At 75.8% G+C, this 22,729-nt stretch carries 17 protein-coding genes; 10 read left to right on the top strand and 7 right to left on the bottom strand.

What is annotated here, in order from left to right:
• Positions 1-138: 138 nt before the first annotated feature.
• Positions 139-1,329 carry a MinD/ParA family ATP-binding protein gene (locus ABTY15_RS14785; protein ID WP_350582422.1) on the bottom strand — a complete coding sequence of 397 codons (1,191 nt, stop codon included), beginning with the start codon at positions 1,327-1,329 and terminating at the stop codon, positions 139-141.
• Between the two features lie 281 nt (positions 1,330-1,610).
• Between ABTY15_RS14785 and ABTY15_RS14780 the strand changes: the two genes are divergently transcribed.
• The 4 genes from ABTY15_RS14780 to ABTY15_RS14765 all read left to right on the top strand — a co-directional run bounded on the left by ABTY15_RS14780 (position 1,611) and on the right by ABTY15_RS14765 (position 4,995).
• Complete coding sequence (locus ABTY15_RS14780) at positions 1,611-2,138, top strand: hypothetical protein (RefSeq protein ID WP_350582419.1); 528 nt, start codon at positions 1,611-1,613, stop codon at positions 2,136-2,138.
• A 35-nt stretch (positions 2,139-2,173) separates the two neighbouring features.
• Positions 2,174-3,490: a sensor histidine kinase gene (locus ABTY15_RS14775; RefSeq protein WP_350582416.1), complete on the top strand. Its 1,317-nt coding sequence runs from the start codon at positions 2,174-2,176 to the stop codon at positions 3,488-3,490.
• Between the two features lie 336 nt (positions 3,491-3,826).
• Positions 3,827-4,177 carry a hypothetical protein gene (locus ABTY15_RS14770; RefSeq protein WP_350582413.1) on the top strand — a complete coding sequence of 117 codons (351 nt, stop codon included), beginning with the start codon at positions 3,827-3,829 and terminating at the stop codon, positions 4,175-4,177.
• A 131-nt stretch (positions 4,178-4,308) separates the two neighbouring features.
• Positions 4,309-4,995, top strand: coding sequence for a sigma-70 family RNA polymerase sigma factor (locus ABTY15_RS14765; RefSeq protein WP_350582407.1), 687 nt, complete (start codon positions 4,309-4,311; stop codon positions 4,993-4,995).
• A 4-nt stretch (positions 4,996-4,999) separates the two neighbouring features.
• Here ABTY15_RS14765 and ABTY15_RS14760 read toward each other — a convergent pair whose 3' ends face one another.
• On the bottom strand, positions 5,000-7,948 hold the full coding sequence (locus ABTY15_RS14760; RefSeq protein WP_350582402.1) for an AfsR/SARP family transcriptional regulator: 2,949 nt from the start codon (positions 7,946-7,948) through the stop codon (positions 5,000-5,002).
• 545 nt (positions 7,949-8,493) lie between these two features.
• Here ABTY15_RS14760 and ABTY15_RS14755 point away from each other — a divergent pair.
• The 3 genes from ABTY15_RS14755 to ABTY15_RS14745 all read left to right on the top strand — a co-directional run bounded on the left by ABTY15_RS14755 (position 8,494) and on the right by ABTY15_RS14745 (position 15,171).
• Complete coding sequence (locus ABTY15_RS14755) at positions 8,494-11,361, top strand: AfsR/SARP family transcriptional regulator (RefSeq protein ID WP_350582399.1); 2,868 nt, start codon at positions 8,494-8,496, stop codon at positions 11,359-11,361.
• Positions 11,362-11,641: 280 nt separating this feature from the next.
• Entirely contained in the window at positions 11,642-14,086 is a 2,445-nt protein-coding gene (locus ABTY15_RS14750) for an ATP-binding protein (RefSeq protein WP_350582394.1), read from the top strand.
• 125 nt (positions 14,087-14,211) lie between these two features.
• Positions 14,212-15,171, top strand: a complete 960-nt coding sequence (locus ABTY15_RS14745) for an SMP-30/gluconolactonase/LRE family protein (protein ID WP_350582390.1) — start codon at positions 14,212-14,214, stop codon at positions 15,169-15,171.
• Between the two features lie 97 nt (positions 15,172-15,268).
• On the opposite strand, the gene ABTY15_RS14740 is transcribed toward ABTY15_RS14745, so the two are convergent.
• Positions 15,269-16,540 carry a serine hydrolase domain-containing protein gene (locus ABTY15_RS14740; protein ID WP_350582387.1) on the bottom strand — a complete coding sequence of 424 codons (1,272 nt, stop codon included), beginning with the start codon at positions 16,538-16,540 and terminating at the stop codon, positions 15,269-15,271.
• A gap of 267 nt (positions 16,541-16,807) precedes the next feature.
• On the opposite strand from ABTY15_RS14740, the gene ABTY15_RS14735 reads away from it, so the two are divergent.
• Positions 16,808-17,695, top strand: coding sequence for an alkaline phosphatase family protein (locus ABTY15_RS14735; RefSeq protein ID WP_350582382.1), 888 nt, complete (start codon positions 16,808-16,810; stop codon positions 17,693-17,695).
• A 19-nt stretch (positions 17,696-17,714) separates the two neighbouring features.
• On the opposite strand, the gene ABTY15_RS14730 is transcribed toward ABTY15_RS14735, so the two are convergent.
• The gene (locus ABTY15_RS14730) at positions 17,715-18,983 is read right to left on the bottom strand and encodes an MFS transporter (protein ID WP_350582380.1); all 1,269 of its coding nucleotides are present in this window, start codon (positions 18,981-18,983) and stop codon (positions 17,715-17,717) included.
• A gap of 118 nt (positions 18,984-19,101) precedes the next feature.
• Here ABTY15_RS14730 and ABTY15_RS14725 point away from each other — a divergent pair, with 118 nt between their 5' ends.
• Positions 19,102-19,626 (top strand): MarR family winged helix-turn-helix transcriptional regulator, encoded by a 525-nt coding sequence (locus ABTY15_RS14725; protein ID WP_350582374.1) that lies wholly within the window; start codon positions 19,102-19,104, stop codon positions 19,624-19,626.
• Between the two features lie 205 nt (positions 19,627-19,831).
• Positions 19,832-20,368, top strand: coding sequence for a hypothetical protein (locus ABTY15_RS14720; RefSeq protein ID WP_350582371.1), 537 nt, complete (start codon positions 19,832-19,834; stop codon positions 20,366-20,368).
• A gap of 64 nt (positions 20,369-20,432) precedes the next feature.
• Here ABTY15_RS14720 and ABTY15_RS14715 read toward each other — a convergent pair whose 3' ends face one another.
• The 3 genes from ABTY15_RS14715 to ABTY15_RS14705 all read right to left on the bottom strand — a co-directional run bounded on the left by ABTY15_RS14715 (position 20,433) and on the right by ABTY15_RS14705 (position 22,688).
• Positions 20,433-21,500 carry a TolB family protein gene (locus ABTY15_RS14715; RefSeq protein ID WP_350582368.1) on the bottom strand — a complete coding sequence of 356 codons (1,068 nt, stop codon included), beginning with the start codon at positions 21,498-21,500 and terminating at the stop codon, positions 20,433-20,435.
• A 136-nt stretch (positions 21,501-21,636) separates the two neighbouring features.
• Positions 21,637-22,143, bottom strand: coding sequence for a GNAT family N-acetyltransferase (locus ABTY15_RS14710; RefSeq protein ID WP_350582365.1), 507 nt, complete (start codon positions 22,141-22,143; stop codon positions 21,637-21,639).
• A 74-nt stretch (positions 22,144-22,217) separates the two neighbouring features.
• On the bottom strand, positions 22,218-22,688 hold the full coding sequence (locus ABTY15_RS14705; protein ID WP_350582360.1) for a nuclear transport factor 2 family protein: 471 nt from the start codon (positions 22,686-22,688) through the stop codon (positions 22,218-22,220).
• Positions 22,689-22,729: the final 41 nt, after the last annotated feature.

Below are 22,729 nucleotides of genomic sequence, written 5' to 3'. Positions count from 1 at the left end.
CAGCCGACGGGTTCGAAGAGCCACATCTGGGTGGCCGAGGTGTCGCCGAAGCCGACGTCGGCGGCGGCCGTGGTTGTGGCGGCCGAGGTTGTGGCCGCCCATTCGGTGGACGGGAACGGGCCGGACGTGGGGCCGTGGTCAGGGGGTGGCGGTGGCTTCGGCGAGGGGGATGCCCTCGGCGACGAGGGCGGTGAGGTCGAGGTAGGCGCGGCGGGTCTTGGGGCGGAGCTTGGCGAGGTCGAACTCGCCGCCGAGGGCGAGGTGTTCGTCGAAGGGCAGGACCACCGCGCCGCGGCAGCGGCTCTCGAAGTGGGCGACCAGTTCCTCCACCCGGATCTGCCGCTTACCGTTGCCCCGGATGCTGGAGATCACGGTGACGCTGCGCTGCGCCAGTGCGGCGTAGCCGTTGGCGTACAGCCACTCCAGGGTGCTGCCCGCGCTGCTCGCGCCGTCGACGCTGGTGGTCGCGGTGATGACGAGCTGGTCGGCGAGGCCGAGGACGCCGCGCATGGAGCTGTGGAGCAGGCCGGTGCCGCAGTCGCTGAGGATGACCGGGTACTGGCGGCCGAGCAGGTCGACGAGGCGCTGGTAGTCCTCGCCGCCGAAGCTGGTGGCGACGGCCGGGTCGGCGTCGTTGGCGAGGACCTCCAGCCCGCTGGGGGTGAGCGAGGTGAACCGGCGGACGTCCATGTAGCCGGTGATGGTGGGCTCGGCGGCGAGCAGGTCGTGGACGGTGGCCGGGGTCTCCAGGTGGACGCGGCGGCTGAGGGTGCCGGTGTCGGGGTTGGCGTCGACGGCGATGACCTTGTCGGAGCGGGTCTCGGCGAGGAGGGAGCCGAGCGCCAGGGTGGTCGAGGTCTTGCCCACCCCGCCCTTGAGGCCGATGACGGCGATCCGGAAGGAGCGGCGCAGGGGGGTGCGGATGGTGGCGGTGAGGCGTTCGAGGTCGCGGGTGCCGCGGCCGAGACCGAGGCCGAGTCCCAGGCTGCGTCGGCCGGTCCTCGCGGCGGGGGCGGCGGGCACGGCGGGGGCGGCGGGCACCGCGGGCACCGCGGGAACGGTGGGCAGAGCGCGCAGCGCGGGTCGGGCGGGGAGCGCGGGAGGCGCCACCGCCGGGGCGGCCGGGGCGGGCCGTGCCTCCGGGGGCACCAGCACCGTCCCCAGGACGTCCAGCGGCCGTTGCCAGTCCGGCCCACCCGCCGGCCCACCCGCCGGCCCACCCGCAGCCCCGGTCGGCGGGGTGACGGGGCCGTACTCGGGGGCGAGGTCCCAGTCCGGGCCGGTCGTCAGTCGGTGGATCCGCCCGGTGGTGAGGGGGTCGGCCGCCACGTGTTCGTCTCCTGTCGCCGTCTCGGCCCTGCTCCGTGCACGGGTGTGCGGCGTCCCCCGACGCCGGCGCCGTAGGGCCGTCCGCTCCGTTCAACGGGCGGGGCGGGCGGCGCCGTTCAACGGCGGGCGGACCGGTCGCCGGAAAACACCCGATGGCCCCGCCCGGCTCACTCGCACGGTTGCCCCCTGGGGGCGGGGTGCGGCCGGGCACGTTACGACTGGACCGGACACGTCCGGTCAACTGCCCGTTCCGGGCACCCTCACCCCCTGGGACCGTAACCATGAACGACTCCCCGACCGTGGGCGCCACCGTGCACCTCGTGGCACCGGACGGGGGCACGGGCACCGCCCTGGCCTCCGGCTTCCTCACCGGGCCGACCACCGTGCTGGTGCCCGACCCGCCCCGGATGCTGGCGGACCCGTGGGCGCGCTACGCGGTCCGGATCGCCGCGGGCGGCGACGTCGAGAGCGTACGGGTGGCCGGGGTGAGCCTGGCCGCCGCCGCCGTGGACGGGATCCGGACGGCGGCGGCCGTGCTGGCACTGGTCGGGCCCTCGCGGCACGCGGGCGACGCGGCGGTGGCGATCACACTGGACGCGCTCACCGACAGCCTGCGCCGCCACCGCGGCGATCTGTGGGCCGCGTACGCCGAGCTCGGCTACCCGGTCGCGCCGCCGGCCGGCTCCGCTCCCTCGCCGGCCGACCTCGCCCCGGCCTGGTGGCTCTCCCTGGCGGGCGACGACCTGTCGACCTTCGCCCAGGGGATCTGCTGCGTGACGATCAACTGCGGCGGCTGCCCGAAGAAGTGACCCCGACGCGGTGAGGAGCTGAGGAGACGGATCCCGTGGTGACCGAACAGACCGCGCCCAGGGCCGGCCGCCGCAGGTGGCTGCGGTCCACCCGGGTGCAGGACGCCGCACTGGCGCTGGCGGTGATCGTCCCGGAGGCGTTCTTCTTCGGCTCCCCGGTGTCGCCGGACACCACCTGGCAGGAGGAGCTCCAGCTGCTGGCCTTCGCCCTGCCGGAGGTGGCGGCGCTGCTGTTCCGGCGGCGGTGGCCGGTGGCGGCGTTCGGGGTGGTCTGGGCGGCCGCGGTCGGCGCGAACCTGCTGACCGTGTTCACGGACTTCCACTTCACCCCGTACTTCGGGGTGCTGGTCGCGCTGTACACGGTGGCGCGGCAGTGCCGGCTGCCGGCCGCCCTCGGCGCGCTCGCCCTGGCGCTGGTCCCGATCGGGCTGGCGATCTGGGACACCGTCGCGCAGCTCGCCGCGCCCGGGTACGAGACACCGGCGCTGATCGCGGGGCTGGCGTTCTACCTGCCGATCACGGCCGCGACCTGGGGCATCGGCCGGTGGACCCGGGCGGTGGCCCTGGCGGCCGCGCACGACCGCCGGGAGCTGGCCCGGGCCCGCCGCGCGGTGGTCCACGAACGCACCCAGATCGCCCGCGAGTTGCACGACATCGTGGCCAACGCGGTGGCGGTGATGGTGCTCCAGGCGGAGACGGCCCGGACCGCCCCGGACCCGGTGCCCGCCGGGTCCTCCCTGCCGTCCTCCCTGCCGTCCGCGCCCTCCCCGGCGACGGAGGCGCTGGCCCGGATCGAGGAGGTCGGCCGCAGCGCGATGGCGGAGCTGCGCCGGCTGCTCCGGCTGCTGCGCACCGCCGACGCCACCGTCGGCGCCACCGTCGAGGGCTGCGCGGGCCGGCGTGGGCTGGGCGACCTGGCCCCGCTGCTGGAGCACGTCCGGCAGGCCGGGATCCAGGTGGACCTGGAGGTGCACGGTACCCCGGTGCACCTGGACGACAGCGTCGACCTGACCGCCTACCGGCTGGTGCAGGAGGCCGTCACCAACATCACCAAGCACGCGGGACCGGGCAGCCACGCCGTCGTGCGGGTCACCTGGTCCGATGCGCTGCACCTGGATGTCGTGGACGACGGCGCGGGCCGCCGCTCCCGGGCGCGGGGGGAGCTCTCGACCGGCCACGGCCTGATCGGTCTGGCCGAGCGGATCGCCCTGTTCGGCGGCGAGCTCAGCGCCTCGCCGTACCGGTCGGGCTTCCGGGTCTCCGCGACCCTGCCGCTCGCCCCGGGCGTGACCACGGCCGGTGCCCCCACCGTCCCGGCCACCGCCCCGGCCGCCCCCGAACGGGCCGGGTGACCGGCGGCCCGCCCGTCGTGGCACCGGCGGGTGCTCCACCGGCAGCTGCGGCCACGGGGCCGCGCCGGGCGGCCCTGGGCGGGTGAACCGGGCCTGCCAGGGGTCCCGTTGAGCGAGGAGGGCGCATGCCGCGCCCCCGTCTCGCTGGGAGGATCCGATGTGCACCACCACCGCCACTTCGGCCGTGCCGTCCGGCCGTTCCGGCGGCGGGTGGGAAAACCCTCTGCCGGACCGGTCGGCACTCGGTACCGTCTCCCGGTGGCACTCGGTATGCGCCGAGTGCCACGAGGACGAACCGGCGTGAGTCCCGTGGGACGGGACGGGGGAGGGACGACGATGGATCCGGACGTGGCGGACGTGCGGGCCCTGGTGGCGGCACTGGTGCGGGACGGCGCGGAGAGCCTGCCCGGGCCGCCCGTGCTGGCGGTGCCGCAGGGGACGGCGGAGGAGGTGATCGCCGTCGCCCGGCGGCTGGCGGTGCGGGCGCTGCCGACGGGCCGGTGGCGGCCGGAGCCGGCGCCGGGGCTGCTGGAGCTGGCGTCGGCGCTGGTGGTCGAGGAGCACCCGTCGGCGCCGGACTGGTCGGCGGAGGAGCGGGAGCGGCTCGCGGGCTGGGTCGCCGTGCTCATCGAGCAGCGCGGGGAGGAGGGGGTGGAGGAGTTGGTGCGGGCGCTCAATCGGGCCTGACGGCGGGTGGGTTGCCGCGTTGGCGGAATGTTGGTGCGGCCTTGGCGGGTGCGGGCAGGGTGCTGTTGCAGCCGCCGGGGTCGTCCGGTCGGTGTGTTGCCGTGCCCCCTGCCCGATCTGAGAGGTAGCGCGTGTCGAAGCCGCCCGTCGCCCAGCCCACGCCCGTCACCCAGCCGTCCGCCCCGTCGGACGTCGTGCAGCCCGCGACCGTTGCGCAGCCCGCGACCGTTGCGCAGCCCGCGGCCGTTGCGCAGCCCGCGGCGGCGCGGCGGGCGGCGCGCCCGACCCTCGACCCGGAGACGCTCGCGGAGATCCACCGGCTGCACGGCGGCTACCTGCTGCGCGCGCTGCTGCGGGCGACCGGCGGCGATCGCGGAAAGGCGGAGGACATCCTCCAGGAGACCCTGCTGCGGGCCTGGCAGCACCCGGAGGCGCTGGCGGCCGGGCCCGAGCAGAGCCGCCCGTGGCTGTTCACGGTGGCCCGGCGGATCGCCATCGACCACTACCGGATGGCTTCCGCACGCGCCAAGGAGGTGATCGGCGAGCCGCTGGAGGACCGGCCGCTGGCCGAGGACCCGTACGAGCAGGTGGTCGTGGCCCGGGACATCGCGCTGGCCCTGCGGCGGGTGCAGAAGCACCACCGGGAGGTGCTGGTCGAACTGCACCTGCGGGACCGGTCGGTGGCGGAGACCGCGGCCCGGCTCGGGGTGCCGCCGGGGACGGTCAAGTCCCGCAACTTCTACGCGATCCGGGCGCTGCGGCCGGTCCTGGCGGCCGAGCACGGGTACGCCCCGGTGGACGGCGCAGCGGTCGGTTGATCCGTCAGATCGAGTGCGTCTCACGGGAGTTGACGGACTCCTCCAGGACGGTGGTGAACTCGCTGACGAAACCGGCGAGTCGGTCGTGGGCGCGGAAGCGTTCCAGGGCCGAGCGCAGCCGCTCCCGGGCCTCCGGCTCGCGGCCGCTGGTCAACAGGTAGGAGGCGTAGGACTGTTCGGCGATCGCGTGCAGGTAGAGCACGCCGCCCGCCTCCTCGCAGCTCGCCAGCAGGCGGTTCCAGGCCAGGTCGGCGGGAATGCCGCGGCCGAGCGGGGGAAGGGCGTGTGCCTCGGTGAGCATCGACCACAGGTGGACCGAGGTGACCGGGCGGGCGGGCAGCAGGTTCCGGACCTCGCGGGCCCGGCGCAGGGCGTCGTCCCGGTCCCCGGCTGCCAGGGAGACCCAGGCGTGGTGGGCGAGGGCGCGGGCCAGGCGGCTCGGGTCGCCGGACTCGGCGGCCAGCTCGGTGGCGGTGGCCGCGAGGCGTACGGCCTCGACGGCGTCGCCGAGCAGTGCTGTGACCAGGGCCAGCACGGAGAGGGCCTGGGCGCGGGCGGACCGGGCCTCCGTGGTGTCGTCGCCGGCGGCGTTCGGGGCAGTGGGATCCGCCGGTTCGGCCAGCTCGGTCGGTTCGGCCGGTTCGGAGCAGGCCACCGCCCGGCGGGCCGCCTCGGCGGCCTCCTGGCGGCGTTCCAGGCCGAGCAGGGCACCCGCCTCCGCGCAGTGCAGCCGGGCGGCGGCCAGGCGGTCACCGGACGCCTCGGCGGCCTGCCCGCCCAGGCGCATGCAGGTCAGCCAGTCGGTGAAGCGGCTGGAGCCGTAGTAGAGCGGCCCGGCGGCCAGGGCCAGCCGCCACGCCCGGTCCGGGTCGTCGGCCACGGCGGCGGTGACCAGCGCGCGGATCACGGGCTCCTCCGTCTGGAACCAGTCGAGCGCCGTGCGGATGCTGCCGGCCGGCGGCAGCGCGGGCGGCTGGGGGGCCGGCCCGCCGAAGCCGTTCTGGCCGGGTTCGACGAAGTCGCCGCCGTGCCGGAGTGCTGCCTGGTAGTAGTCCAACAGCCTTTCCCCGGCGCGGCGTTGGCGTACCTTGGGGAGGTCAGCGAGCAGGTCGGCGCTGAACAGCCGGATCAGCTCGGAGCGGCCGTAGCGGCCCGGGGCCGCGCCGGTGAGCAGGTGGTGGGCGGCCAGCTCGCCGAGCGCCTGCCGGGCGGTCGCGAGGTCGGCGCCGAGCAGTGCGGCGCTCGCCAGGGTGTCCACCTCGCGGCCCGGGTGGACGGCGAGCAGGGCGAGCAGATCTCGCGCGGTGGCAGAGAGTTGACGGAATGTCAGAGCAAGCTCTGCCGTGATGCCGGTCTCGCCGTCGGCGTCCAGCACGGCCAGGCGGGTGGGCTCCTCGGCGAGTTCGGCGACCAGGTCGGCGATCCGCCAGTCCGGTTGGGTGGCCAGGCGGGCGGCGGCGATCCGCAGGGCGAGCGGCAGGTGGTCGCAGAGCTCCGCGAGTCGGTCCGCGGCGGCCGGTTCGGCGCGCACGCGTTCGGGGGTCAGCGCGCGCTCCAGCAGGCGCCGGGCGTCGGCCGCGGGCAGCGGGGAGAGCCGGAGCAGGGCGGCGCCGTCGGCGGCGACCAGGCCCTCCAAGGAGCCGCGGCTGGTCACCACGGCGGCGCAGTCCGGCCCGTCCGGGAGCAGGTCGGCGACCTGATCGGCGTCGGCGGCGTCGTCCAGCACCACCAGCAGCCGTCGGCCGCTGGTCCGCTCCCGGTAGAGCGCGGCGCGACCGGCCAGGTCCGCGGGGGTGGCGTCCGCCGGCACGCCGAGCGCGTGCAGGAACCGGCCGAGGACGGCGGCCGGTTCGGCCGGGCCCGCCGGGTCGAGACCGCGCAGGTCGGCGTAGAGCTGCCCGTCCGGGAAGTCGGCGGCGGCCCGGTGCGCCCAGGCGGCGACCAGCGCGCTCTTGCCCACACCGGCCGGGCCGACCACCAGCGCCAGCCCGTCGCCGGCGCGCTCGCCGCTGCGCGGTCCGTCGGCGCCGCGCCGTGCTCCGCACTCGCGGTCCAGCCACTGCGCCTCGGCCGCCCGGCCGGTGAAGTCCACCTGGCGGCGCGGGAGTTGCCGGGGCGTGCGGGCGGTCGGCGGGGGCTCCGGGGTGGGCGCCGGTGGGCGCGCCGGTCCCGGTACCGACGCCGGGGAGGGGGGCGCCGGCACGGCCTCGTCACCGGCCAGCACCTCGGCGAGCGCGGCCTGCAACGCCGGACCGGGGCGGATGCCCAACTCCTCGGCGAGCCGCAGCCGGGCCTGGTGGTAGACGGTCAGCGCGTCCGCCCGTCGGCCGGCCTGGTGCAGGCAGCGGACCAGCAGCGCCACCACCTCCTCGCGCAGCCCGTCGGCCCGGACACCGTGCTCCAGGGCGGGCACCGCCCCCGCGCCGGTGCCCTGACGCAGCCGCAGCCCGGCCCAGCTGATCAGCGCCGCGGTGTGCGCCTGCTCCAGCTCGTCCACCACCGAACCGCGCAGCGCGGTGTCCGGCAGGTCCGCCAGGGCCGCCCCGCGCCACAGCCGCAGCGCCTGCTCCAGCAGCGTGACCGCCTCGGCGGCCCCGGCGTCGCAGCCCCGGCCCGCCAGCTCATCGGCCCGACCGGTCAGCGCCTCGAAGCACAGCGCGTCCACCTCGTCGGCCGGACCCGCCAGCAGGTAACCGGACGCCCGGGTGTGCAGCACGAACGGGGTCGCGGCGATCGCCTTGCGCAGCGCGGCCACGTGCCCCTGCAACGCGGCCCGGGCACTGGCCGGCGGCCGGTCCCCCCACAGCAGCTCGCAGAAGCCCTCCACCGCGACCACCCGGCCGAGCCGCAGCGCCAACAGCGCCAGGATCGCCCGCCGCTGCGCCCCCGGCAGCGAGGCGAAGCCGTCGGCCCCGGCCCGCAGCTCCACCGGGCCGAGCAGCCGAATCCGCACCGGTAACCCCCACCTCACCCCGACAACGCCCGCCCGGGGGTCGGCCCCGGGGTGGTGCAGTGTAGTGCGCAATCGTGTCCTGTTCGCGCCAGACCGCCTCGCCCGGCGCCCCGGCCGACCGGCCGGGGCCGGCCGTCCACCCCTCGGACGCGTCGACGGATCGGTTCGGTTCCGTGCGTCTCCGGGGCGGGAGGGGGAACGGGCGATGGCGGCCCGGCTGACCGACGTTGCCGCCCGGTACCCCGGCATCGAGTTGTCTGCGCCACCTGCCTCGCCGGGCGCCCGGCGAGGCAGGCCTGGCAGCGCGGCCTGGCGCGGCCCTGCCCGGCCCGGGTGGTGGACCTTCCCTGCCTGCCGCCGTCGACCCCGGGCGGCGGTCCCGCCCCCGCCTGGCCGCGCCCGGCCGGTCGGCAGACCGTGGCGGTCGGTAGTCGTGGGGAGGGGTGCTGGTGACAGGGGGTGGGCGGCAGGTGTTCGTGGTCGCACCGGGCCATATCCTCGGGGGACGTGGGGAGTCGCCGGAAGGCGGGGGAGGAGAGGGCCGCATGCAGATCGACCTGCTCGGGCCGGTCGTCGTCCGGCGGGACGACGGGGTGCCGGTCACGCCGTCGGCCCCCAAGCGTCGCGCCCTGCTGAGCGCGCTCGCCGTCCGGCTCAACCAGACGGTGGCCACCGAGGACCTGATCGAGCTGGTCTGGGACGGCGCTGCGCCGCCCACCGCCCGGGCGGCGTTGCAGGGTCATGTCGCGGCCCTGCGGCAGCTGTTGGACGCCACCGACCTCACCCTCGACACCCGGGGCGCCGGCTACCTGCTCGCCGGGGACCCGGGCCGGGTGGACCTGCTGCGGTTCGGGTGGCTCTGCGACCGGGCGGGCCTGATGCTGCCGGACCAGACCGGGGCCGTCGACCAGCCGGGCCCGGGGCCGGAGGACCAGGTGCTGCCCCTGCTGCGCACCGCCCTGGACCTCTGGCGCGGCCCGGTGCTGGCCGACTGCGGCTCCGCCCTGCTGCGCGAGCGGGTCACCCCGTACGTCACCGACCTGCGGCTGCGCGCCCTGGACCGGCTCGCGGACGGCCTGCTCCGGGTCGGCCGGGGCAGTGAACTGGCCGCCGAGCTGGCCGAGGTGGCCTCCGCCCACCCGACCCGGCAGGCGCTGGCCGCCCGGCTGGTCGGCTGCCTGGACCAGGCCGGGCGCCGGGACGAGGCGATGGCCTGGTACGACCGGGCGGTGGCCTGGCTCTCCGGCCCGCCCGGGCCCGAGCTGCGCGAGGCCGGGGAGCGCCTCACCCGGCGGCCCCAGCCGCAGCCGCAGCCGCACGCCGACACGCGGACCGGGGAGCCCGCACCCGTACCGCTCACGCCCGTACCGCCCGCCGCCCCGGCGCCCGTCCCCCAAGCCACCACCCACGACCGCCGGTTCGTCGGACGGTCGGCGGAGCTCGCTCGCCTGGACGAGGTGGTGCCCGCCGCCCGGGCCGGTCGGCCGGTCCTGGTGACCGGACCGGCCGGGGTCGGCAAGAGCAGCCTGGTCCGGCACTGGGCGCAGCGCTCGGCCGACCGCTTCCCGGACGGCCGGCTCCACGCCGACCTGCGCGGCTTCGACCCGGCCGGCCCCCGCGAACCCGCCGAGGTGCTGGGCGAGTTCCTCACCGCGCTCGGGGTCGAGGAGGCCGCGCTGCCGGACGACGCCGAGGAGCGGGCCGAACGCTTCCGGGAGCTGGTGGCGGGCCGCCGGGTGCTGATCGTGCTGGACGGCGCCCGCTCGTACGAGCAGATCGCCCCGCTGCTGCCCGCCCCGCCACCGCCCCCTGCGCGCGAGCCCGGCCGACCTGGGTCCGGCGAACACGCCCCCGGCGAAGAGGAGTTCAGCGAGCAGGAGTCCGGCGCCCCCGAGCGCGCCCCGGTGACGGTGGTCACCAGCCGCAGCCGGCTGCGCCACCTGCTGGTCCGGGAGGGCGGCATCCCGCTCCCGCTGGGCGTGCTCAACCCGGGGGACGCGGACGACCTGCTCGCCCGGGCGCTCGACCCGGCCAGGGTGGCCGCCGCACCCGAGGCGGCCGCCGAGCTCGCCGGGCACTGCGACCACCTGCCGCTCGCGCTGCGCCTGGCCGCCGCCCGGCTGGCGGCCCGCCCGGACTGGTCGCTGGGCGACCTGACGGCGGAGCTCGCCGACGAGCAGACCGGCCTCGCAGCCCTGGCCGGCACCGGCCGTGGCCCGCTCGGCATCACCGCCGCCCTGGACGGCACGTACCGGACGCTGCCGCCCGCCCCGGCCCGGTTGTTCACCCTGCTCGGCCTGCACCCCGGCGCGGTGATCGACACCGCGACCGCCGCCGCGCTCGCCGACCTGCCGCCCGCCGTCACCCGGACGCTGCTGAACCGGCTGGACGCCGTTCACCTGTTGGAGGAGACCTCGCCCGGCCACTACGCCAGGCGTGAGCTGGTCCGCCGCTACGCCGTCCGGCAGGCGGCCGACCTCGGCTGCGAGGACCGGCTCGACGCCCTCGACCGGCTGATCGCCCACTACCTCGCGGTCACCGCCGCCTGGACGGCCGAGGCCGACGACTGCGGCGGCGTCCCCGGGGGCGTGCTCGGGGATGCCCCCGGCGGCTCCGGGGCGGCCGCCTGGTTCCGCCGCGAGGAGAGCGCCCTGCACGCCGTCGTGGTCTGCGCCGAGCAGTACGGCCGGACCGCCGAGTCCTGGCAACTCGCCCACCGCATCGGCCTGTTGTACGAGACCACCGGCGCCGACCGGAGCCGCTGGCGGGCCGTGGTCGAGGCCGGTCTGCGGTCCGCCCAGGCCTGCGCGGACGAGGCCGCCGTGGCCCGGCTCGCCACCGACCTGGCCGTGCTGCTGGTCGACCGCGCCACCTACCGCGCCGCCCTGGAGCAGCTGGACCAGGCCGTCGCCGCCGCCGACCGGGCCGGCGACCGGGTGCTGCGCCACCGCTGCCGGGGCCGGGTGGCGGGCGCCCTGCTGCGCGCCGGGCGGCACGGGCAGGCGCTGCCGCTGCTGACCGACCTGGTGACCGCCGCCCGCACCCCGGCCACCGGCCACCTGCTGGCCCGCTCGCTCACCGACCTCGCCGACGCCCTGGTCCTCGCCGGCGCCCCCGGACCGGCCCTCGGACACGCCGACGAGGCGGTACGGACCGCCACCGCGCAGTCCGGCGGCGCCGACGCCGTACTGGCCACCCACAGCCGGGCCCGTGCCCTGCACGCCCTCGGCCGGCGCGACGCCGCCCTGTCCACCGCCAAACTGGCCGTCGCCCTCGGCCGGACCGTCGGCGACACCGCGCTCGAGTCCCGCTCCCACGGCCTGCTGGCCGACCTGCTCGGCGAGTTGGGCCGCACGGTGGAGGCCACCGCCTCCCGCCGACGGGCCCAGGCGCTGCTGGTCGGCGAGTGCTGAGCGGTCATCAGGCATCTTTGGCGGTCGCTAATCCTGCCCCCGGGCGGCCGTGCCACCCCTCAGGCAGGCAGAACTACCGGCAGAACCGGTACGCGGAGCCGGCCTTCGCCGCCGCCCCGCCCCGGCCGTCCCACCGGCCTGAGCTGCGGCGGAGCCGGGCCCCGGCGACCAGGGATGGGTCGAGTACGAGGCATACTTCTGCCCAGGCAATACTTCTGCCTGCGGGGGGACGGTCGGGCACGGTGCCCGGCAGAAGTAACGGCACGATCGGAGACGGGACATGGCGGCTGCGGGGGGTACGGGCGGGGACACCGAGGAGAGCGGGGAGTTCAGCCGCCTGCTGACCGGCTACCGGATGGCGGCGGGCCTGACCCAGGAGGACCTCGCCACCGCGGCCCGGGTCAGCCTGCGTGCCGTGGGGGACATGGAACGCGGCCGCACCCGGGGGCCGCAGCGGCGCACCGTACGGGCGCTGGCCGAGGCGCTGCGCCTGGACGCCGACCGGGCCGCCGCCCTGGAGGACGCCGCGCAGTCCGGCCGGCCCCGGGGCACCCGGGCGGCTCCGGCGGACGCGCCCGTCGCCTTCGCGGTGCCCGCCCAGACCGTCGCCACCCCGCCGCCCACAGCACCCGTCGCCGCACCCGCCCCGGCCGTACCCGCCCCCGCCGTGCCCACGCCCGCCACCCCCGCCGCAGCACCCACCCCCACCGTCCCGCTCACCCCCGGCGCCCTCGCGCTGCCCCGCGACATCGCCGACTTCACCGCCCGCGAGGACGCCCTCTTCCAGCTGGAGGCGCTGGCCGGCGAGACCCGGCCCGCCCACCCCCGGGTGGTGTTGATCAGCGGCCAGCCCGGCCTCGGCAAGACCGCCTTCGCCCTGCACGCCGCCCACACCCTGGCCCGGCTGTTCCCGGACGGTCAGCTCTCCCTCGACCTCGGCGGCATGGCCCCCACCCCGCTGTCCGCCCGCGACGCCCTCGGTCAGGTGCTGCGCGCCCTGGGCGTCGCCGACGGCGCGGTGCCCGCCGGGACGGAGGAACGCGCCGGCCTCTACCGCGCCCTGGTCCGGGAGCGGCGCCTCGTCCTGGTGCTGGACAACGCCGTCGACGAGAGCCAGGTGCGCCCGCTGCTGCCCGGCTCCGGCCCGGCGATGACACTGGTGACCAGCCGCAACGCGCTGCCCGGGCTGGAGTCGGTGCACCGGCTGCGGCTGGACGCGCTCGCCCCGGCCGAGGCCGCCGACCTGCTGGCCCGGATCGCCGGCCGCGAGCGGATCGAGGCCGCACCGGACGCCACCGCCGAACTCGCCCGGCTCTGCGGCTACCTGCCGCTCGCACTGCGGATCGCCGGGCAGCGGCTGGTGGCCCGGCCGCAGCAGCCGGTCGGCCACCTGACGCGCCAGCTCGCCGCCGAGGAGAACCGCCTGGACCTGCTGGAGACCGGCGACCTGGCCGTCCGCCCGGCCTTCGCGCTGTCCTACCGGCGGCTGCCCGCCGAGTCCCAACTGGTGCTGCGCCGCTGCGCGTTGACCGCCGGGCACGACTTCACCGCCGAGGTCGCGGCCGCCTACGCGGGCCTGTCCGCGGCCCGGACCGAGCTCGTCCTGGAGCAGCTCATCGACGCCGGGCTGGTGCAGCTGGCCACCCCGGAGCGCTACCGCCTGCACGACCTGGTCCGCCTCTACGCGGGCGAACGGCTGGCGGCCGACGAGACGCCCGAGGCGGTGGCGGACGCCCGTGCCCGGGCGGGCGCCTGGCTGCTGCGCCAGGCCGCCGGGTACGGCCTGCGGTTCGACCCGGACCACGCCGCGACGCCGGACCGGGACCCCGGACCGGAGCCGGACCTCGCCGGCCCCCCGGTGCCGCTGACCGAGGCCGCGCGCTGGCTGGAGGAGGAACACCCGGAGTGGCTGGCCGCCCTGCACCAAGCCTTCGCCGCCGGCCGGCACCGGGAGGTGATCGACACCGCCGAGGCCATGCACTGGTTCTCCGACCGCCTGCTCAGCTGGGACATCTGGGCCGAGGTCTTCCAGCTCTCGGTCGACGCCGCCCGCGCCTGCGGCGACCGGCAGGCCGAGGCGGTCCACGTGAACTACCTGGCCTGGACGTACGTCACCTGCCTGCACCGCTACCAGCGCGGCGTCGAACTGGCCGGTCAGGGCCTGGAGTTGGCCATCGCGATCGGGGACCGGGAGCAGGAGGGCTGGGCCCGCACCTATCTCGCCAGCGGCCTGCGGCAGCTGCGCCGGCTCCGGGAGGCCACCAATGCGTACCAGCGGGCCGCCGAGGCCTTCGCCGCGGTGGACAACCGCTCCGCGCAGATCGGCCGGCTGGTCACCCTGCGCGGCGCGGCCAACTGCCTGCGCGACTCCGGCCGGGCCGAGGAGGCGGTGGAGACCCGCCGCCGCGCACTGGCCGGCGCACTGGAGCTGGTGGAGCGCTGGTCCTCCCCGCTGATGCATCTGATCGCGGCCATGACGGCCCACGAACTCGGCCTGGACCGGGCGGCGTTGAAGCGCTGGCCGGCCGCCGAGAAGGCCTACCGGCAGGCGCTGGTGCACTACGAGGCGATCGGCCGCCCGGACAGCATGACCAAGACGCTGACCGAGCTCGGCACCGCCCTGATCGAGCAGGGCCGGGCCGACGAGGCCCGCGAACTCCTCACCGAGGCGCTCACCGACCTGAGCACCGACGGCCCCCGGCCGGGCCGCCGCCGGACGAGCTGACCCGGAGGCCGGGTGGTGTCCGCCGGGCGGGGGACGGGCCGACGGCGTGCCGACGGCGGTCGGTCGGGTCGACCGGCGGGCGTGGTCTGCTGACAGCCCGTCCGTCGTCCCCCGCAGGAGAGTCCGTGCCCCGCTCACCCCGCCCCGCCGGCCTGCTCACCGCCACCGTCACCGCCGTCGCCCTGTCCCTGCTGGCCGGCACCCCGGCGGTGGCGGTGGCGCCGCCGCTGTCCGCGCCGAGGATCCTCGTCCACCTGGACCTCGCGACCGGTCAGACCCCGGAGAACATCGCGCTCGAACCGGACGGCTCCGCCGACGTCACCTTCATCGGCAACAGCACCATCGCCCGGATCACCCCGGACGGCCAGGTGCACGTGCTGGCCGTGCTGCCCGTCCCGGACCACCCGGCCACCCCGGTGGTCGGTTTCCCGGCGCTGGCCGGCATCGTCCGCGCCCACGACGGGACGCTCTACGTCAACTACTCCACCGGCACCGCGGATTTGACCGGCGTCTGGCGGCTGCGGCCCGGCGGCACCCCGGAACGCATCGTCGCGCTGCCCGTCGACAGCCTCAGCAACGGCCTCGCGCTGGACCCGCGGCACGGCGTGCTCTACGCCGCCGACTCCGCGCTCGGCCTGGTGCGGCGCATCCCGCTGCACGGCGGCGCGCCGACGGTGTGGGCGAGCGGCGCCGAGCTCCAGGGCACCACCTTCATCGGGGCCAACGGCATCAAGGTCCACCACGGCGCGGTCTGGGTGAGCAACACCGACCGCGGCAGCCTGCTGCGCATCCCGATCGAGGAGGACGGCGCGGCCGGACCGGTCGAGGTCCGCGCCCACGACATCGGCCCGGTCGACGACTTCGCCTTCACCGGCCGCGGCGACGAGGTGCTGGCCGCGCTGAACGTCGCCCACGAGCTGGCCCTGGTCCGCCCCGACGGGACCGAGTCGATCGTGCTCACCCGGGACGACGGACTGTCCAACCCGACCGCCGTGGCCGTCTGCGGGGACACCGTGTACGTCACCAGCGCCGCGTTCACCACCCGGCAGGACCCCAACCTGCTGCTCGCCCACCTCGACCGGTAACCGACCCACCGACCGACACCCACACGGCACACGGCACGCGCCGCGCCGGGAACGCGCGGCGCGTGCCGTGTGCGTGGCGGCGGCAGGCGGCGGCAGGTCAGATCCGGGTGTCCTCCACCACCGGCAGCGAGTCGTCGACGGCCGGCGCGGTGAACGCGGTGCGCGGCGCGGCGCCGGTCGCCGCGGCGGGCTTCTTGCCGCAGAACGCCGGCTCCAGCGCCCCCATCAGCCCCTGGGTGACGGAGCCGTTGTTGGAGGCGTTGGCGAAGACCACGACACTGCGCCGACCGTCCGGGGTGGCGAAGGACTGGGTCTGGAAGCCCTGGACGATGCCGCCGTGCCCGTACACGTCACCGCAGGACAGGGCGATGCGGCGCAGCCCGAGCCCGTAGGAGATCTTCGCGGTGGGGGTGGGAAGCACGGCGGTCATCTGCTTGAGCGAGTCGTCCGAGACGAGGCCGCCCGCACCGCCCGCGAGCAGCGCGGTGAGGAAGCGGTCCAGGTCCTCGGCGTCGGAGACGACGGCGCCGGCGCTCCACACCCAGGAGGCGGTCTGCTCGGTGGAGTCGAGCAGCGGCTTGGTGCGGTCGTCGTTGGTGAGGTAGCCGGTGACGTGCGGGCCGTCGATCTCCTCCTGGGGCACGTCGAAGGAGGTGCGGCGCAGGCCGAGCGGTTCGACGATCCGCTCGCGCAGCACGTCCGCGTACGGGCGGCCGGTGAGCTGCTCGACCACCAGGCCCATCAGGACGAAGTCGGTGTTGGAGTAGGAGTAGCGGCTGCCCGGGGTGTACTGCAGGCCGTGCTTGACCGAGAGCGCGACCAGCTCGCGCGGGTCGTACACGTTGTGGCGGATGCGCGCCTCGAAGGCGCTGGTGGTCTCTTCGCCCGTCTGCTCCAGCAGGTCGTTGGTGTGGTCGTAGACGCCCGCGCGGTGCTCCATGACCTGACGGCCGGTCATGGTCCAGGTGTCCGGGAGGGTGCCGGCCGGCAGGTAGTCGCGGATCGGCTTGTCGAGGTCGATCAGGCCCTGTTCCGCCAGCTGCATGACGAGAACAGCCGAGAACATCTTGCTGTTGCTGCCCACCCGGAACCTCCACTTGGAGTTCATCGGGGTCCCGTCGAGGTCGGCCTGGCCGACGGTCAACGAGCGGGTCCGCTCGGCGTCGCCGTGGTCGCGGATCACCGCGAAGGCGCCCGGCGCGCCCGCCTTGGTGGTGTTCTGCAGCGCGGCGAGCACCCCGGCGGTGTCGGGGACGGGCGATGCGGCCGGGCCCTGGTCGGCGGCGACGGCGTGCGCGGCACCGGTGGCCACCAGGACGGCGGCGGCCGCCGCCACGGCGAGCGGGCGCAGGAGGGTGATCTTCGCCATGTTCTCCGGTTCTCTCGTCAGTTGACGCGGCGTCGGACCGCGTCGTCGAAGATCCACTATCGCTGCCCGGGTGGCCGGGCGGCAATGTGAACCGCTTTGCCCGCACCGGCCGTTTCCCGACCCGCGGTCAAGGTTTCACCCGTTGTCATCTGCCCTGCTCACCGCTTCCGCTCCATGCTGTTGGGCGCTCAGGCGACGCGGTCCCCCGCTCACCCTCCGCGCTCGCGCGTTCCCTCACCGGACTCGTTCCCAACCCGAGGAATCGTCATGACGTCTCCCGCGAAGCCCCGTTCCCGTCGCACCGCGACCGCGCTCGCCTCGGCGACCGCGCTGGTCGCCGCCTCGGCCGGCCTCTGGGCCGCCACCGCCACCACCGCGCAGGCCGCCACCCTGCCGACGCCGGACCACGTCGTCGTCGTGGTGATGGAGAACCACTCCTACACCCAGGTCGTCGGCAGCTCCAGCGCCCCGTACATCAACAACACCCTCAAGGCCGGCGGCGGCAACCTCACCCAGTCGTTCGGCATCACCCACCCGAGCGAGCCGAACTACTACGCGCTGTTCTCCGGCTCCACCCAGGGCCGCACCGACGACAGCTGTGTGACCGTCGGCGGCTTCCAGACCCCGAACCTGGGCTCCGAGCTGATCGCCGCCGGCAAGACCTGGCTCAGCTACAACGAGGACCTGCCGTCCCAGGGCAGCACCGTGTGCAGCAGCGGCAACTACGCGCAGAAGCACAACCCGTGGTTCGGCTTCGGCAACGTGCCGCTGAACACCGCCATGACCATGAACCAGTTCCCGACCGACTACACGACCCTGCCCAAGGTGTCGTTCGTCGTCCCGAACCTCTGCAACGACATGCACGACTGCTCGGTGAGCACCGGCGACACCTGGATCAAGAACAAGCTCGGCGGCTACGCCACCTGGGCCCAGACCCACAACAGCATCCTGGTCGTCACCTTCGACGAGGACAACCGCCTCGCGGGCAACCGCATCCCGACCGTGTTCTACGGCGCCCACGTGGCCCCGGGCAGCAGCTCCGCCACCACCTACAACCACTACAACGTCCTGCGCACCCTGGAGGACCTCGCGGGTCTGACCACGCACGCGGGCAACGCGGGCTCCGCCGCCGACATCACCGGCATCTGGAACTGACGCCCGGCGCTCGACCGGATCACACCCCGGCCGGTGGCCGCTTCCGCTCCCGTTCCGGTTCCGTCTCCGGACGGGGCGCGGGGGCGGCCGCCGGGTCGGGTCGGCCGAGCCGGCGCACGCCCGGCACCGCCGCCGTGCCCGCGCAGGCCAGGGCCACCAGGGCCGCGGCGGCCAGCAGAGGCACCCCGGCGCCCCAGGCCTCGGCGGCCAGCGGGGCCAGCACGTACCCGAGCGGTGCGGCGGCCAGCGAGAGCAGCCAGTCGTAGGAGGTCACCCGGGCCAGCACCCCGGCCGGGAACTCCTGCTGGACCACCGTCTGCCAGACCGGGTTGAGGAAGCCCAGCCCGGTCATCGCCACCGCGTAGGCGCCGACGGTGATCGCCGCCGGGGCCGCCACGGCGAGCGCCAGCAGCGGCAGCGCGTACAGGGCCAGGCCCAGGTTGGCCACCAGCACCGGCCGCCGGGGCCGGACCCGCCCGGCGAGCAGCGAACCGCACAGCACGCCCGCCGCCCCGGCCTGGGTGAACGCGACCCAGACGCCGTCCCCGCCGAGGCGGGTGGTGGCGATCAGCGGCCCGAGCGTGAGCAGCACGGCGGCGGCACCGTTCCAGGCGCCGTGGGCGAACAGGCTGGTCCAGTACCAGTCCCGCGAGCGCACCTCGCGCCAGCCCTCGGTGAGGTCCCGGCGCAGGGAGCGGCGCTCGCCGGGCTGGTGGCGCACGGTCAGCCGGGTGAGCAGCGCGGCGCTGAACACGAAGGACGCCGCGTCCAGCACGAAGGCCCAGCCCGGTCCGGCCGTGTACACCAGCACACCGGCCAGTGCCGGGCCGCCGAGCCGGGCGGCCGCCATCGTCGAGGAGATCAGCGCGTTCGCGCGCAGTCGTTGTTCGCCCTGGACGGTCGCGGCGACCAGCGGGGTCGCGGTGGGCATCGCGAAGGCGGAGGCGGTGCCGCCGACCGCCTCGGCGACCGCGATCAGGGCCAGGCTGGGCCGTCCGCCGAGGAGTTCCAGGCCGACCAGCAGTTGGGCGGCGGCCCGGACGAGGTCGGTGGTCAGCGCCACCACGCGCGGGTTGAAGCGGTCCCCGGCCACTCCGCCGAACGGCAGCAGCACCAGCCGCGGCACCATCGCGCAGCCCAGCACCAGGGCGAGCGCGGCCGAGGAGCCGGTGGCGCGGGTGACGGCGATGGCGAGGGCGGCCGGGACGACGGCGTCGCCGAGGGCGGAGACCGTCCGGCCGAGGAAGAGCAGCCGGAAGTCGGGGAGCTTGAGGGGGTGTTGGCTCACAGGGCAGGACTTTATTTCGGTGTCAAAGTTTCGGCAACGAAATTTCGGTATCGAACTGTTGAGAGGGGGCGGGCCGGCGGCCATCGGTGGCCGTGGGCGGGCTTTGTAGACTTCCGTCATGGCAGAGCACTCCGACCGGCGACCGAGCCCGCCCCGCGACTGGACGGACGGGCACGTCGAACGCTGGCAGCCGGTGCTGCCCCACCTCGACCCCGACATCGAGGGCGCCGTCACCCGGATGACCAAGCTCACCCGGCACTTCCGCCAGGTCCGCGAGCAGGGCGTCGCCGAACACGGACTCCAGAAGCACGAGTTCGACACCCTCCACGAACTCGCCGGCCGCGGCGGTCACGCCGCCCCCTCCGACCTCAGTGCCGATCTCAACCTCGCCCCCGCGTCGGTGACCGGCCGGCTCGAAGCCCTCGAACGCCGCGGCTACGTCCTCCGCACCCCCTCGACCGCCGACCGCCGCAAGGTCGACGTGGTCCTCACCGACACCGGCCGCGCGGCCTGGCACGAGGCCCTGGACGTGGTGGGCCGCGAGGAACGCCGCCTGCTCGGCGTCCTCACCCCGGCCGAGCGCAGGACGCTCTCCGACCTGCTGCGCAAGGTGCTGCTCGCCGAGGAGGAGACGCCGGGGTAGCCGGTGGCGGTGACGGTGGCGGGGCGGGCGCGGGCGGCGGCACTCCTCGCTGGGGCCCTGGGTCCCTGGGGCCGCGCCCGCCCGCTCCCCGGGCGGGGGTCGACCCGGGGTGCGGGTGACTGGTATGGATGGGGCCGTGCGATTCGATGCGGTGCCGATGCCGGCGGGAGTGGGGGCAAGGCCCCGGGACGTCAGGGGGTACCCCGTGCCGGCGATCACGCCGTGGCGCGGGGGTGAGCCGCAGTTCGCGCTCACCGACCACGGTCGTAGCGCCAACTGCGCGCTGGAGCGCCGGTGTTCGGTGTGCGGCGGCTTCATGCCCAAGGGCCCGGTGTGGCGGGTGGTCGGCGCGGCGGAGAGCGCCGCCATCGCGGACGCGCTGCGGGCCGGGCGGTCGTACCAGAACCTGGCGCCGACCATGGAGGGCCCCGGGCACCGGGCGTGCATGCTGTACGCCGCCATGGTCTGCCCGTTCCTGGCCCGGCCGAACGCCCGGCGGCGGCAGACGGCGGAGGGCGACGGCGCCGACGAGGTGACGGCGGCCGCCGTCCGGGGCGCGGTGCGCGGCGGCACCGGCGCGGTGGTCGGGTTCGCCGACTACGAGTACGCCGTCACCGAGACCCGGGTGCTGTTCCGCTTCCTCGACCTGGTCGAGTTCCTGCCGCACGAGACCGCCGACGAGCACCTGGCCGAGCTGCGCGCCGAGTTGGCGACGGCCGCCGCGCCGGCCCAGGAGTCCTGAGCCCGCCCGACGGCCGTCACGGAAACTGGCCGTCACAGCCGGTGGTGGATACGGCCGGTGGCCGTCACGGTCGGTAGGCGGGCAGGCCCTTGACGGTGGAGACCTGGACGGGGGCGGCGGAGCCGTCGGCCGGCAGGGTGCTGATGCCGTCCGGGGTGCGGGCCGCGAGGGTCTTTCCGTCCGGGGACCACACGGGCTCGGTGTAGTCGGTGGCGGCCGCCGGCGTGAGGTCCTTCTCGGCCTTCTGGTCCCACTGGGTGGAGCGCGAGAACAGGTGGTCGTGCCCGTTCACCGAGCGGACGAAGACCAGGTGCTCGCCGTCGGGGGAGAGGGCCGGCTGGGAGCCCGTGGCCAGCTCCCGGGTGGCCGGGCGGATGTAGTCGTCGTAGATGTACACCTTGTTGGCGGGGGTGTTGGCGTACGCGATCTCGCCGCGCTGACCACCCGTGTTGGGCCAGGTGTTGCCGGTCTCGGGCGGCTGGGGCATGGACTCGTCGCCGCCCTCGGAGCTGTGCGGGGTCAGCACCTCGGGGGTGCCGCCGACGGCCTTGGTGGCGATCTTCTCCAGCCGCAGGACGTTGCCCTTGGCGGCAGCGAACACGATGGTGTTGAAGCGCTCGTTCGCCTCGGGGACGTCCTGGCCGGGCATCGGCTTGGCGTGCTGCCAGCTCGGGTGGGACCAGGTCTCCCCGCCGGGGTTCTTGGCGAGGACGACCTTGCCGCTGCCGTCCGGGTTGGCGACGACCAGGTCGCCGGAGCCGTTCACGAAGGCCGCCTTCTTGCCGTCGGGCGACCAGGCGAGGTCCCGGACGACGGTGCCGAAGTCGACGGTGGTGCCGTTCATCGCGACGGTCTGGGTACCGGTGCTGATGGTGAGGTGGTTGGCGGCGGAGGTGCCGTTGACCTCCTTGGCGGCGGGGGTGGTCGCCCCGCCGGTGCCGGGGCCGCTCGGGCGGGCCGGGCCGCCCGGGGCGGAGGTGCCGGTCGCGGCGGTGCCGGGGGTGCCCGGAGCGGTGGTGGCGGTCGCCTTGGGGTCGGCGTCGTTGGGGCCGCACGCGGAGAGCAGCACGGCGCCGACGGTGGTCATCAGGGCGATCGCGGCGGCGGTGCCGAATCTGTTGCGAACGGTCATTTCCAGGTCCCCCTCAGGTGCTGTCCGGTACAGCAAGGAGCGTTCCAGACCGAGGTCAGCGGCCGGTGCGCGAAAGGTCACAGCCGTGGAACAGCACCGGAGGGGGCACCGAAGCGTGGGTACGGGCGGACCGGGTTCAGGCGGGGTGGACCTCGGTCTTGAAGGTGCGCATCCCGCGCTTGTGGTAGTTGGGCAGGGCTCCCGGGTGGTCGAAGGAGTTGGTGTGCAGCCAGACCCGGCGCACGGTGTCGGCGTCGACCGGCTCGGTCGCCCAGGCCTGGCGCAGGGCGAGCGTCAGCGCGTAACCGCCCAGGCCGCGGCCGACCAGGGCGGGCAGCAGCCCGAAGGTCGCGATCTCGACGTCCCCGCCGGGGTGCAGCTCCAGGTTGGCGATGCCGGCCGGCTCGCCGTCCAGGGTGATCAGCCAGTACTGGCGCCGCGGGTACTCGGCCAGGTGCTCCGCCCAGTCCTGGGCGGTGCGGGTGGCGCTGTTCCAGCCGTGCGGGCGACCGACCTCGGCCTGGACGCCCTGCACCACGGTGGAGGTGCCCTCGGTGCGGAACAGGGCCAGCGCGGCGACCGGCGGCGCCGGGCGCAACTCGTCCGGGGAGGTCATCTCGACGTAGGTGATGGTCTTCTCCATCCCGTCAGGCTACGACCGGCCCCCGCCGCGGCGCCTCGGGTTTTCCGGCGGGGGCCGCCCGGCCCTGGCGGTGCTCAGAGGCTCAGGTCGCCGAGCCCTGGGTGGTCGTCCGGCCGGCGGCCGAGCGGCCAGTGGAAGAGCCGCTCGCCCTCATCGATCGGCAGGTCGTTGATCGAGGCGTGCCGACGGGCCATCAGGCCGTCCGCGTCGAACTCCCAGTTCTCGTTGCCGTACGAGCGGTACCACTGGCCGGAGTCGTCGTGCCACTCGTAGGCGAAGCGGACGGCGATGCGGTCACCGTCGTACGCCCACAGCTCCTTGATCAGCCGGTACTCCAGCTCGCGGCGCCACTTGCGGGCGAGGAACGCGACGATCTGCCCGCGTCCGGTGACGAACTCGGCGCGGTTGCGCCAGCGGCTGTCGGGCGTGTAGGCGAGGGCGACCCGCTCGGGGTCGCGGGTGTTCCAGCCGTCCTCGGCGGCCCGGACCTTCCGGCGGGCGGTCTCCTCGGTGAACGGGGGCAGGGGCGGACGCGGTTCGGACACGGGAATCTCCTCGGAGCGCAGGGGAGGGGCGGGTGAGAACG

It is taken from the genome of Kitasatospora sp. NPDC097643, from assembly GCF_040302625.1.
Taxonomy (GTDB): Bacteria; Actinomycetota; Actinomycetes; order Streptomycetales; family Streptomycetaceae; genus Kitasatospora.
Note: the sequence above shows the minus strand (reverse complement) of the source record. Positions and strands in the feature narration are given on the sequence as shown.

Excerpts from the sequence above, each read along its gene's own strand:
- ABTY15_RS14780 (WP_350582419.1), top strand. The coding sequence starts at position 1,611 with ATGAACGACTCCCCGACCGTGGGCGCCACCGTGCACCTCGTGGCACCG.
- ABTY15_RS14770 (WP_350582413.1), top strand. The coding sequence starts at position 3,827 with ATGGATCCGGACGTGGCGGACGTGCGGGCCCTGGTGGCGGCACTGGTG.
- ABTY15_RS14755 (WP_350582399.1), top strand. The coding sequence starts at position 8,494 with ATGCAGATCGACCTGCTCGGGCCGGTCGTCGTCCGGCGGGACGACGGG.
- ABTY15_RS14750 (WP_350582394.1), top strand. The coding sequence starts at position 11,642 with ATGGCGGCTGCGGGGGGTACGGGCGGGGACACCGAGGAGAGCGGGGAG.
- ABTY15_RS14740 (WP_350582387.1), bottom strand. The coding sequence starts at position 16,540 with ATGGCGAAGATCACCCTCCTGCGCCCGCTCGCCGTGGCGGCGGCCGCC.
- ABTY15_RS14735 (WP_350582382.1), top strand. The coding sequence starts at position 16,808 with ATGACGTCTCCCGCGAAGCCCCGTTCCCGTCGCACCGCGACCGCGCTC.
- ABTY15_RS14725 (WP_350582374.1), top strand. The coding sequence starts at position 19,102 with ATGGCAGAGCACTCCGACCGGCGACCGAGCCCGCCCCGCGACTGGACG.
- ABTY15_RS14715 (WP_350582368.1), bottom strand. The coding sequence starts at position 21,500 with ATGACCGTTCGCAACAGATTCGGCACCGCCGCCGCGATCGCCCTGATG.
- ABTY15_RS14710 (WP_350582365.1), bottom strand. The coding sequence starts at position 22,143 with ATGGAGAAGACCATCACCTACGTCGAGATGACCTCCCCGGACGAGTTG.